Raw genomic sequence first — 11,196 nt, 5'->3', positions numbered from 1 at the left:
GGTAGGGGCGCGAACGCAACCCGCCATTTTAGCCGCCAGCGCTTCCTGCCGGACCGGCCGCCAGCGCACGCCGATGCTTTGTCGGCTGCTATCCAATCGATAGCGGCCTATTCAACGATGCCGGTGCGTGCGAGCAGATCGCCGACGAGTTCGAGGCGCATCAGCGGGCTGTCGAGTTCCATCAGGCGCTGCTTGATCTCGGGCTGTACCGGCAGCAGCTCGCACCAGCGATTGGCCACCCACCCACAGTCGTCGAACCGATAGGGCGGCTCGATCGGCAGCCGCACGCGGTCGTTGCCCTCCATCCGCCGCCGCTCTTCCAGCGCGGTGACCAGCCGGCGCAACGAATCCGCACTCTGCTGCAGATCCTGCGGGACTTCGAGCGCCTGGTCATCGGGCAGCGCTTCGACGCTGGCCGTCCACAGTCCATGCTTCTGCAGCGCGCTGGAATGGATGCGAAAGCGCTGCGTGCCCACGCATTCGATCTGCATCAGGCCGGCCTGGGGAACGTCGAATTCGCGGATGACGGCGAGCGTCCCGATGGCCGAGAAGCTTTCGGCCTCTGCGCCGGCCCGGCGAACCTCGCTGCCCTGCGTGAGGCCGACCACGCCGAACGGCGCGCCGGTCTTGTGGCACTTGCCGATCATGTCGAGGTAGCGGACCTCGAAAATGCGCAGCGGCAGCAAGCCGCCGGGAAACAGCACGGTGCCCAGCGGAAACAACGGCAGGTCGTGCAGGAGGGAGGGTGTCGTCATCGATGAACCTTGCATGGCTATCATCGCATTCCGTTCACGACCGCGACCCATGTTCTATCAAATCCCCGCGTTCCTGCTCGACGTGATCGTCGGCCTCCTCGGGGGCGCTTGTCTGCTGCGCCTCTACATGCAGTATCACCGGGTGCCTTTCGGCAACCCGCTGGGCCGCTTCGTGTTCGCCATCAGCGACTGGATTGTGTTGCCGCTGCGGCGCGTGGTGCCACCGGTCAAGCGCTGGGATCTCGCCAGCGCGATCGCCGCCTGGCTGCTGGTGATGGCCAAGTTCCTGCTGCTCTGGCTGCTGATGGGCGGCCTGGGCCGCTGGACGATCCTGCCGCTGGTGTCGCTGATCGGGCTGTTGCAGCTCGCGGTGTCGGGGCTCACCGCGCTGCTGATCGTCTATGCCGTGTTGTCGTGGGTGCCGAGCGCATCCTCGATGTTGCAGGATCTCATCGCGCGGCTCGCGGAGCCGCTCGTGCGACCGCTGCGGCGCTTCATTCCGCTGGTGGGCGGCGTCGACCTGTCGCCGCTGGCCGCCATCGTGCTGCTGCAGATCGTTGCCATCGTGCTCGGCAATCTGATGGGCTCGGTGTTCACCCTCGGACGCTGAGGTCCGTACCGGCCGTCAGACCACTGCGTCGGCGGACTGGCGCAGCAGCATCGCCAGCGTGCTGGCCACGGTCTTGCGCAGTTCGCGCCGGTCGCAGATGAAATCGATTGCGCCCTTGGTCTGCAGGAACTCGGCGCGCTGAAAGCCTTCCGGCAGCGTCACCCGCACGGTCGATTCGATCACGCGCGGCCCGGCGAAGCCGATCAGCGCCTTCGGTTCCGCGATGACCACGTCGCCGACGAAGGCAAAGCCTGCGCTCACGCCGCCCATGGTCGGGTCGGTCAGCACGCTGATGTAGGGAAGACCTTTCTTGGCCAGCCGGGTGAGCGACGCGTTGGTCTTGGCCATCTGCATGAGCGACAGCAAGCCTTCCTGCATGCGCGCGCCGCCGGTGGCCGTGAAGCAGATGAACGGTACCTTCTGCTCGATGGCGGTCTCGACGCCGCGCACGAAGCGCTCGCCGACCACGCTGCCCATGCTGCCACCCATGAAGTCGAACTCGAAGCAGGCCACCACGACGTTGATGCTGTGCACCGAGCCGCCGATGACCACGAGCGCGTCGGTCTCGCCGGTGTTCTCGAGCGCCTCCTTGAGCCGCTCGGGGTACTTGCGGCTGTCCTTGAACTTGAGCGCGTCGACCGGCAGCACTTCCTGGCCGACTTCGTAGCGACCTTCGGGATCGAGGAAGGCGTCCAGCCGCGCGCGCGCGCCGATGCGGTGGTGGTGGCCGCAGCTCGGGCACACGTTCTGGTTGTGTTCGAGGTCGGTCTTGTAGAGCACCGTGTCGCAGCTGGGGCATTTGATCCAGAGGCCTTCCGGCATCTGGCGGCGCTCGCTCGGATCGGTGGGCGCAATCTTGGGGGGAAGCAGTTTTTCGAGCCAGCTCATGAAGTCTCCATCCGGGGTGAGGGCATGCGGATTATCGGCCAGCCGTGTTCTTGGGCGTCGCCGTGGGCAGGGCGTCCAGTGCCTGCCGGATTACGGACAGGAATTCGCGCACCACCGGCACCACCGCCTCTCGCGGTTGGTTCTCGATCAGCTGGATGATGCGGGTGCCGATCACGACCGCATCGGCGGCCGAGCCGACGGCCTGCGCGGTGCGTGCGTCACGAATGCCAAAACCGACGCCGACCGGCAGCTGCATGTGCTCGCGGATGCGCGGGATCATCCGGCCGACCGCTTCGGTGTCGAGATGGCCCGCACCGGTCACACCCTTGAGCGAGACGTAGTAGACGTAGCCGGTGGCAATGCGGCCAACCTGTGCCATGCGCTCGCCGGTGCTGGTGGGCGCGAGCAGGAAGATCAGGTCGATGCCGCTCGCCCGCAGCTTGGCGGCGAATTCCTCGCACTCTTCGGGCGGGTAGTCGACCACCAGCAGGCCGTCGACGCCGGCCGCCGCGGCATCGCGGATGAACGAATCCTTGCCGTGCACCAGGTCGTAGTGTTCGACCGGATTCGCGTAGCCCATCAGCACCACGGGCGTGCTGTCGTTCTGGCGTCGAAAGGCGGCGACCATGGCCAGCACCTGCTTCATGCCGATGCCCAGCGCGAGCGCGGCCTCGCCGGCCTTCTGGATCACCGGACCGTCGGCCATCGGATCGGAAAAGGGCACGCCGAGCTCGATCACGTCGGCGCCCGCTTCGGCCATGCCGTGCATGAGTTCCGGCGTGATGTCGGCGAAAGGAAAGCCCGCGGTCACGTAGGGGATCAGTGCCTTGCGGCCGTCCTTGCGCAAGGCTTCGAAGGTGGCGGCGATTCGGCTCATGCGCGGCCTCCCTTCACGCTGAGGCCGCGCATCGACGGCCGGTCGTAGAAGTCGACGCCGGAGAGATCGGCCACCGTGCCGATGTCCTTGTCGCCGCGACCCGAGAGATTGACCAGGATCGACTGGTCGGGGCGCATGGTCTTCGCCAGTTTCATCGCGTGGGCGAAGGCATGGCTCGATTCGAGGGCGGGAATGATGCCCTCGGTGCGGCACAGGTAGTGGAAGGCTTCGAGCGCCTCGGCATCGGTGATGCCGACGTATTCGGCGCGGCCGATGTCGGCCAGGTAGGCATGCTCCGGGCCGACACCGGGGTAGTCGAGGCCGGCGCTGATGCTGTGCGTTTCGGTCACCTGACCGTCCTCGTTCTGCAGCAGGTAGGTCCGGTTGCCGTGCAGCACGCCGGGACTGCCGCGCAGGATCGAAGCCGAATGCTTGCCACTGTCCAGGCCTTCGCCCGCGGCCTCCACGCCGATCAGGCGCGTGCCTTCGAACGGGATGTAGGGATGGAAGATGCCCATCGCATTGCTGCCTCCGCCCACGCAGGCGACCACCACGTCGGGTTGCCGATCTCCAACTGCGCCGCCGAGGCCTTGTGCGGCCAGCATGGCGGGCATCTGTTCGATGCATTCGATGCCGATCACGCTCTGGAAGTCGCGCACCATGGTCGGATAGGGATGCGGGCCGGCGACGGTGCCGATGATGTAGAAGGTATTTTCGACGTTGGTGACCCAGTCGCGCATCGCTTCGTTGAGCGCGTCCTTCAGGGTCTTGCTGCCCGATTCCACCGGCACGACGGTTGCGCCCAGCAGGTTCATGCGGTAGACGTTCGGGCTCTGGCGCTTCACGTCCTGGCTGCCCATGTAGACCACGCATTCGAGCCCGTAGCGTGCGCAGATGGTGGCCGTGGCCACGCCGTGCTGGCCGGCGCCGGTTTCGGCGATCACGCGCGGCTTGCCCATGCGCTTGGCGAGCATGGCCTGGCCAATGGTGTTGTTGACCTTGTGGGCGCCGGTGTGATTCAGGTCCTCGCGCTTGAGGTAGATCTGCGCGCCGCCCATTTCGCGGCTGGTGCGCGCCGCATGGTAGATCGGCGAGGGTCGGCCCACGAAATGCGCGAGCTCGTAGTGGAATTCGGCCAGGAATTCGGGGTCGTCCTTGTACCGGGCGTAGGCGTCGCGCAATTCATTGATCGCGTGGGTCAGCGTTTCGCTGGCGAAAGTGCCGCCGTAGATGCCGAAATGGCCGGTGGCGTCGGGTTGCTGGTAGGTGGTCATGGTCTCGATCGGTGGGCCGGCCGCGCCAGACGATCGAGGCGCAGTCAGCTAGAACAGGGCGTCGGCCGCACGCACGGCGGCCACGAATTCGCGAATCTTCACGGCGTCCTTGATGCCTTTGGAGACCTCGACGCCGGAGCTCACGTCAACGGACAGCGACCGGGCCGCCGTCCGCAGCTGGCGAATGCCATCGCCCACGTTTGCAGGTGTGAGCCCACCACTCAAGACGAGGTGAGCGTCGACGGCGGGTGGAAGATGTGACCAATCGAATGCCTTGCCGCCACCGCCATAGGCTTCGACGTGGGCGTCGAGCAGGATGGCGTGGGCGCGGGAGTAATCGGACGCGTATTTTACGAGATCGAAGCCGGCGCCGGCCGTACCGATCGGAATGCGAGCCGCGCGCAGGAAGCGGTGCGCGCCCCGACCGCTCGCCTGCCAGCATTGATCAGGTGTCTCATCGCCATGGAACTGCGCGACGGCACCGGGCACGGCAGCGAGAGCGGCCCTTGCGGCTGCGGCCTCTTCGTTGACGAACAGCAGCACCGGCGTCACGAAGGGCGGCAACCTGGCGGCCAGCCGCGCCACGCGTTCGACGGTGACTGCGCGCGGGCTGGCCGGATACAGCACGAAGCCGATCGCATCGGCACCGGCACCGACGGCTGCGTCCACGTCCTCCTCGCGTGTCAGCCCGCAGATCTTGATGCGTGTACGGGCAGCGTGGCGAACGGAAGTCATGGCGGACCATCATACGCAACGCCTCCCGCCTGCAGCGTTGCCTCCGGCGGCAAGCCCCAGCCGGCGTCGTAGAGCGGTCCCAGAAAGTACAGGCCATCCGCCGAGAAAGTCGGGGCGGCGACCTTGCGGCTGCGGGCTTCCAGTACCTCGCGCATCCATTCCGGACGCTCGTCGCCATGGCCGATGCGCACCAGGCAACCCATGATGTTGCGGATCATGTGATGCAGGAACGCATCGGCCTCGAATTCGAAGTGCCATTGGCAGCGTTCCGTCTCGCCGTGCCGCGTGACCGTGATGCGCCGCAGGTCCTTGATCGGCGAACGTGCCTGGCAGGCCGAAGCGCGGAACGAGCTGAAGTCGTGCTGGCCCAGCAGCATCGTGGCCGCCTCGCGCATCGCGTTGCCGTCGAGTGCGCGCATCGACCAGCCCACGCGGCCCGCATCCAGGCTCGGCCGCACCGGCGACTGCGACAGCACGTAGAGGTAGCGGCGCGTGAGCGCGCTAGCGCGGCAATGGAACTGGTCGGGCACCGGCTGCGCCCATTGCACCGCGATGTCGGCGGGCAGGAAGCGGTTGGTGCCGCGCACCCAGGAGAAGGGGGTGCGGTGAATGGCCGTGTCGAAATGCACCACCTGCATCAAGGCATGGACACCGGCATCGGTGCGGCCCGCACAGAGCGTGGAGATCGGCTGGGCGGCGAAGCGGGTGAGCGCCGCTTCGAGCTTGTCCTGGACGGTTTGGCCCGACAGCTGGCTCTGCCAGCCCTGGTAGCCCTGGCCGTTGTAGCGGATGCCGAGCGCCAGCCTCACGGTGGAGTGGGCGGCGCCATGGCCGCTCAGCGCAATTGGCCGAGCAGTTGCTTGGCTTCGGCCTTGACGTCGCCCGAGCTCTCGGCAGCGACTTCCTCGATCAGTGAGCGGGCACCTTCGACATCGCCGAGTGCCTTCAGTTCGCGCGCCAGCGAAAGCTTGATCGCATGCGGGCTCTCCGCGCCTTCTTCGAGCGGTTCGAGCCGGCCACGCTCGGTGTCGGACGGGTTGCGATCCGGCAGGCCGGCCAGCGAACTCATGTCGAATTCGATGAAGCCGGAATCGCCGGGCAAGCCCGCGCGCAGGGTTGCCGGCTGCGTCATTTCGTCCTCGGGCGAGGGCGCGCGCGGAATCGGCTCGAGCACACCCGGTGCGGTGTCGAAGTCGTTCTCGAGATGAAGTGCTGCGATGGCGCTCAGCGGAGCGGCGTCGGTCGTCGCAGCGGCTGCGGGCGTCGGGGTGCGCGGAACCTCGCGCACCGTCGACGGGAATGGCTCCGGCGACGGTGTCGGCGGCAGGCTGGCCGTGAGCGGCGCCGGCGTCGAGGGCTTGGCCAGGTCGAGATCGAAATCGAGCGGCGCCACGGAAGGCACGAAGGCCGGTGGAGGCGCTGCGACGACCTGTGGCATGACCGGGCTGGAACTCGGGCTCAGGGCCGGCGCGGGCGAGGATGTCGCCGCTGCCAATGTGCCTGCGAATGCGGCGGCTTCGGCGGCGGAGACGCCGCGGCTGCCGGATTCATACAGCGGGTTACCGGGATCCAGGTCCTTGCCCATCTCCGCCACGCGACCCCAGTCGCTGCCGGTGCCGCCGGTCAGCTTGTGCACATCGGCCGCGAGCGCCTCGTAGGCGCGCAGGTCGCGGCGCTTGGCATGGATCTCGAGCAGCTTGAGGTGGATGGCGGTGCGTTCAGGATTGACCCGCAGTGCTTCGCGCAGGATTTCCTCGGCTTGCAGATCGCGGCCGTAGGCCAGATAGACATCGGCTTCGGCCACCGGGTCCACGTCGCCTGCGTCCAACTGGCTGGGAGAGTAAGACAGCGAGGAAACGACCGAATTGCCCCGGTTCTTGGTGTCGACCGACTCGCCGCCGCTGGCGCCGAAGAAGGAGTCCTTGGGCATGCGGCTTTCGATGAACACGCTGTCGCCGCTTTGGGGGCGCTTGCGGCCCAGCACGCGATAGAGAAGGAAGGCGACCAGCAGCGCGATCAGTGCAGCGGCACCGAGCATGAGCGGGTTGTCGAGCAGTTCCGCGAAGAACCCGCGCTCTGTCGGCGCAGGCGTGGCCGCCGGCTTGGCAATGACCGGTGCCTTGGGCGCAGCGGAGGCGGTGGCTGCGGCCGACGAGGCGGCTTGCGTCGCCCCGTCGGCTGCTGTGGCAGATGCCGCGGCAGCGGGCGCGACGACAGCGGGCGTCGGCAGGCTGATCGCGCTTGCTGCGGATGCCGCGTTACCCGTGCCCGCAGTGCTTCCCGCAGCGGAGGCTGCGACCGACGGAGCGCTTGCCGCAGCGGGTGCGGCGCTGCTTGCCGTAGCAGCGGTCCCGCTGGCGCTTTGCAGCTTGTTCAGCTCGCTGATGTTCTTCGACAGTTCGGCAACGCGGGCGCTGCTCTCCTGTGCCTGCCGGGTCTGCGCCAGCTTGTCTTCGGCGGACACGTTCGCCGGGCCGCCCTGCGTGACCTTGAGTTTGTCGGCTGCTGCATTCGCCGCATTGCGATCCTCGACATTGGCCTGCAGCTTGCCCGAGGCCTGGCGGCCGGCGTCGGCGACGTTCGATTCGGGGGCGTTATCCGCCAGGCGGCGGCGGTACTCGCTGAAGTCGTGGCTCTGCGCTGTCACCATGCGCCGCGCTTCGGTCGCAGGAACGGCGCTCGCCTGGGACGGATCCGGCAAGTCGAGCACGGCACCGGCCTTGATGCGGTTGACATTGCCGCGAATGAAGGCATTGGGATTGGCACGCAGCAGCGCCACCAGCATCTGGTCGAGCGATACGTCCGCTGTCTTGTAGGCGCCGGCGATCTTGCTGGCGGTATCGCCGGCCTGTACCGTGACGTGCTGATCGCCGCCCGCGGGGGTGCGAACGGCCGGACTCGCGTTTGCCGCCCTCGGCGCTGCCTGCGTCGCGGCTGCGGCCGGAGCGCTCGGCACCGCCGCCGGCGATGGGCGGCGGATCGGGGGTTCGACGGCGGCCGGCGCGGTGGAACGCAGCGGCGGCGGCGGGGCTGCGCTGATTTGCGGTGCGATCGGCGCAACCGGCGCCGCGGCCAGCCGGCTGCCCGGCGGATCGAGCAGCACGGTGTAGTCGCGCACGATGCGGCCCGAATTCCAGTTGGCCTCGAGCAGCAGGTCGATGAAAGGTTCGCTGACTTGGCGGTTGCTGGTGAGGCGCACGACATAGCGCCCGTTGGCGCGTCGCTGCAGGCCCACCCTCATGTCCGACAGCACGGCGTTGTAAGGCACGCCCGCAGCGCGGAAGGCCTCGGGCGAAGCGATGGCGATCCGCAGGCCGTCGGCTTCGGATGCGCTGATCTCGGTGACGTCGATTTCGGCGCGAAGCGGTTCACCCAGCGCCGACTGGACATTGAGCCGCCCGAGCGCGAGCGCCGAAGCATCGGTGCTGACGAAGCCCAGGGCCAGAGTGATCGCCGCGCTCAGAAGGGACAGCCGCCCCCGGCCGGAAAACGTCGGGGTCTGGCAAGGCGCCGGGAGGCGGGCCGCAGGCAACGGATGTCGTGTCATGCTGGTAGGGGCAGCGCGGCCCAAAAGTGTAAGGGGACGTTAACATCATCACCCTGCACTGACAAGGCGACAGGCCTTATCTACCCAGTGCGTGCCAACTTCGGCATGCCTGTCGCGTTGTGATGCAGCAACGCAGAACGCCGTTTCGGCCGTCCTGCGGTGGCTCAGGCTTCGAGCAGGATGCGCAGCATGCGGCGCAGCGGTTCGGCGGCGCCCCACAGGAGCTGGTCGCCGACGGTGAAGGCGCCCACATAGTCCGGTCCCATCGCCAGCTTGCGGATGCGGCCGACAGGGATGCCCATGGTGCCGGTGACTGCCACCGGCGTGAGATCCCTCATGGTGGCTTCCCGCGTGTTCGGCACCACCTTGACCCATGCGTTGTCCGCGGCGATCAAGGCTTCGATGTCGGCGACCGGCACGTCCCTCTTCAGCTTGAAGGTCAGCGCCTGGCTGTGGCAGCGCATGGCGCCGACGCGCACGCAGAAGCCGTCGACCGGCGTCGCGGCCGTTCCGAAGGCAGCGCCCTGGCCCAGGATCTTGTTGGTCTCGGCGCCGGCCTTCCATTCTTCCTTGCTGATGCCGTCGCTGAGATCCTTGTCGATCCACGGGATCAGGCTACCGCCGAGCGGTACGCCGAAATTCGCCGTCTCGGCGGCACTCAGCGCCTGTTGCCGGCCGAGCACCTTGCGGTCGATCTCGAGGATCGCCGACTTCGGATCGTCCAGCAGCGCACGCACTTCGCTGTGGAGCGAGCCGAACTGCGTGAGCAGTTCGCGCATGTGCTGCGCGCCGCCGCCAGAGGCCGCCTGGTAGGTCATGCTGGTCATCCACTCGACCAGCCCGGCCTTGTAGAGAGCACCCACGCCCATCAGCATGCAGCTCACCGTGCAGTTGCCGCCGATCCAGTTCTTGCCGCCCTTGGCCAACGCGTTCTGGATGACCGGGAGATTGACCGGATCGAGCACGATGATCGCGTCGTCGTTCATGCGCAGCGTGGACGCTGCGTCGACCCAGTGGCCCTTCCAGCCTGCGGCGCGCAGCCTGGGAAACACTTCGGTGGTGTAGTCGCCGCCCTGGGCGGTGACGACGATGTCGCACTTCCGGAGCGCCTCGATGTCGTGCGCATCCTGGAGCCGGGTCTCGTTCCTGGCCATCGCCGGGGCCTTGCCGCCGGCGTTGGAGGTCGAGAAGAAGACCGGCTCGATCAGTTCGAAGTCGCCTTCGGCCTGCATGCGATCCATCAGGACCGAGCCCACCATGCCGCGCCAGCCCACGAGGCCGACCAGAGGTTGATTTGCGTTCGCCATTTTCAGATTGCCCTTGTGAAAAAAGAAAGCTGTTTTCTCTTTGCGCCCGGCTCGTCAGAGCCGGGGAGGGGCGTGACGAATCGGGCTGTGGTTAGCCGGTAATCGCCGTTTTGGTGATCGAGGAAGACAGGGCCGCCACCACCGCGTCGCCCATTTCGCGGGTGCCGACCTTGGTGGTGCCTGCGGACCAGATGTCTGCCGTGCGCAGGCCTTTCGCGAGCACATGCTTGACCGCCGACTCGATTCGGTCGGCGGCTTCGGGCTGGTTCAGGGAAAAGCGGAGCATCATGGCAGCGGACAGGATTGTAGCCAATGGATTGGCAACCCCTTTGCCGGCAATGTCGGGCGCGCTGCCATGGCTCGGTTCGTAGAGGCCCTGGTTGCCCGCGTTGAGCGAGGCCGAGGGCAGCATGCCGATCGAGCCGGTCAGCATCGCCGCCTCGTCCGAGAGGATGTCACCGAACATGTTGCCGGTGACAACCACGTCGAACTTCTTCGGTGCCTTGACCAGCTGCATCGCGGCGTTGTCCACGTACATGTGGTCGAGTTCGACGTCGGGATACTCCTTGCCGACCTCCGTGACCACGTCCTTCCAGAACTGGAAGGTCTCGAGCACGTTGGCCTTGTCGACGCTGGTCACGCGCTTGCTGCGCTTGCGCGCCGCCTGAAACGCGACGTGGGCGATGCGCTCGATCTCGGGACGCGAATAGCGCATCGTGTCGAAGGCTTCCTCGGCGCCCGGGAAATGGCCATCGACTGCGGTGCGGCGTCCGCGCGGCTGGCCGAAATAGATGTCGCCGGTCAGCTCGCGGATGATCAGGATGTCGAGTCCGGCGACGAGCTCGGGCTTCAAGCTGGACGCATCGACCAACTGCTCATAGCAGATGGCCGGGCGGAAGTTGGCGAACAGGCCGAGGTTCTTGCGCAGGCCGAGGATGGCCTGCTCGGGCCGCAGCGAGCGCTCCAGCTTGTCGTACTTCCAGTCGCCCACCGCGCCGAAGAGCACGGCGTCGGCTTCCTTGGCCAGCTTGAGCGTGGCGTCGGGCAGCGGATGCCCGTGCGCCTCGTAGGCCGCGCCACCGACCGGCGCCGATTCCATTTCAAAGGAGAGATCGAGCACGTCGAGGACACGAATGGCCTCCGCGACGATTTCGGTGCCGATGCCGTCACCGGGAAGGACTGCGATTTTCATGAAGGTCTGTT

General features: G+C 67.1%; 10 protein-coding genes. 1 reads left to right on the top strand and 9 read right to left on the bottom strand.

Annotation, left to right across the window (positions count from 1 at the left end):
- Positions 1 to 107: 107 nt before the first annotated feature.
- Positions 108 to 755: an LON peptidase substrate-binding domain-containing protein gene (locus E5P2_RS20125; RefSeq protein ID WP_232080769.1), complete on the bottom strand. Its 648-nt coding sequence runs from the start codon at positions 753 to 755 to the stop codon at positions 108 to 110.
- A 49-nt stretch (positions 756 to 804) separates the two neighbouring features.
- Here E5P2_RS20125 and E5P2_RS20120 point away from each other — a divergent pair, with 49 nt between their 5' ends.
- Complete coding sequence (locus tag E5P2_RS20120; RefSeq protein ID WP_162568854.1) at positions 805 to 1,365, top strand: YggT family protein; 561 nt, start codon at positions 805 to 807, stop codon at positions 1,363 to 1,365.
- Positions 1,366 to 1,380: 15 nt separating this feature from the next.
- Here the strand turns inward: E5P2_RS20120 and accD are convergent, their stop codons facing one another.
- The 8 genes from accD to leuB all read right to left on the bottom strand — a co-directional run bounded on the left by accD (position 1,381) and on the right by leuB (position 11,185).
- Complete coding sequence (gene accD / locus E5P2_RS20115; RefSeq protein ID WP_162568853.1) at positions 1,381 to 2,253, bottom strand: acetyl-CoA carboxylase, carboxyltransferase subunit beta; 873 nt, start codon at positions 2,251 to 2,253, stop codon at positions 1,381 to 1,383.
- Positions 2,254 to 2,284: 31 nt separating this feature from the next.
- On the bottom strand, positions 2,285 to 3,130 hold the full coding sequence (gene trpA / locus E5P2_RS20110) for a tryptophan synthase subunit alpha (protein ID WP_162568852.1): 846 nt from the start codon (positions 3,128 to 3,130) through the stop codon (positions 2,285 to 2,287).
- Positions 3,127 to 4,404, bottom strand: coding sequence for a tryptophan synthase subunit beta (gene trpB, locus E5P2_RS20105; protein ID WP_162568851.1), 1,278 nt, complete (start codon positions 4,402 to 4,404; stop codon positions 3,127 to 3,129). The genes trpA and trpB overlap by 4 nt, the downstream gene beginning before the upstream one ends.
- Before the next feature lie 48 nt (positions 4,405 to 4,452).
- Positions 4,453 to 5,139, bottom strand: a complete 687-nt coding sequence (locus tag E5P2_RS20100; protein WP_162568850.1) for a phosphoribosylanthranilate isomerase — start codon at positions 5,137 to 5,139, stop codon at positions 4,453 to 4,455.
- Positions 5,136 to 5,948 carry a tRNA pseudouridine(38-40) synthase TruA gene (gene truA, locus E5P2_RS20095; protein ID WP_162568849.1) on the bottom strand — a complete coding sequence of 271 codons (813 nt, stop codon included), beginning with the start codon at positions 5,946 to 5,948 and terminating at the stop codon, positions 5,136 to 5,138. Before truA ends, E5P2_RS20100 begins: the two co-directional genes overlap by 4 nt.
- Before the next feature lie 26 nt (positions 5,949 to 5,974).
- Complete coding sequence (locus tag E5P2_RS20090; protein ID WP_332107552.1) at positions 5,975 to 8,671, bottom strand: FimV/HubP family polar landmark protein; 2,697 nt, start codon at positions 8,669 to 8,671, stop codon at positions 5,975 to 5,977.
- A 179-nt stretch (positions 8,672 to 8,850) separates the two neighbouring features.
- Entirely contained in the window at positions 8,851 to 9,993 is a 1,143-nt protein-coding gene (gene asd, locus E5P2_RS20085) for an aspartate-semialdehyde dehydrogenase (RefSeq protein ID WP_162568847.1), read from the bottom strand.
- A gap of 91 nt (positions 9,994 to 10,084) precedes the next feature.
- Positions 10,085 to 11,185, bottom strand: coding sequence for a 3-isopropylmalate dehydrogenase (leuB, locus tag E5P2_RS20080; protein WP_162568846.1), 1,101 nt, complete (start codon positions 11,183 to 11,185; stop codon positions 10,085 to 10,087).
- Positions 11,186 to 11,196: the final 11 nt, after the last annotated feature.

It is taken from the genome of Variovorax sp. SRS16, assembly GCF_901827165.1.
Classification (GTDB): Bacteria; Pseudomonadota; Gammaproteobacteria; order Burkholderiales; family Burkholderiaceae_C; genus Variovorax.
Note: the sequence above shows the minus strand (reverse complement) of the source record. Positions and strands in the feature narration are given on the sequence as shown.

Excerpts from the sequence above, each read along its gene's own strand:
- E5P2_RS20125 (WP_232080769.1), bottom strand. The coding sequence starts at position 755 with ATGACGACACCCTCCCTCCTGCACGACCTGCCGTTGTTTCCGCTGGGC.
- E5P2_RS20120 (WP_162568854.1), top strand. The coding sequence starts at position 805 with ATGTTCTATCAAATCCCCGCGTTCCTGCTCGACGTGATCGTCGGCCTC.
- accD (WP_162568853.1), bottom strand. The coding sequence starts at position 2,253 with ATGAGCTGGCTCGAAAAACTGCTTCCCCCCAAGATTGCGCCCACCGAT.
- trpA (WP_162568852.1), bottom strand. The coding sequence starts at position 3,130 with ATGAGCCGAATCGCCGCCACCTTCGAAGCCTTGCGCAAGGACGGCCGC.
- trpB (WP_162568851.1), bottom strand. The coding sequence starts at position 4,404 with ATGACCACCTACCAGCAACCCGACGCCACCGGCCATTTCGGCATCTAC.
- E5P2_RS20100 (WP_162568850.1), bottom strand. The coding sequence starts at position 5,139 with ATGACTTCCGTTCGCCACGCTGCCCGTACACGCATCAAGATCTGCGGG.
- asd (WP_162568847.1), bottom strand. The coding sequence starts at position 9,993 with ATGGCGAACGCAAATCAACCTCTGGTCGGCCTCGTGGGCTGGCGCGGC.
- leuB (WP_162568846.1), bottom strand. The coding sequence starts at position 11,185 with ATGAAAATCGCAGTCCTTCCCGGTGACGGCATCGGCACCGAAATCGTC.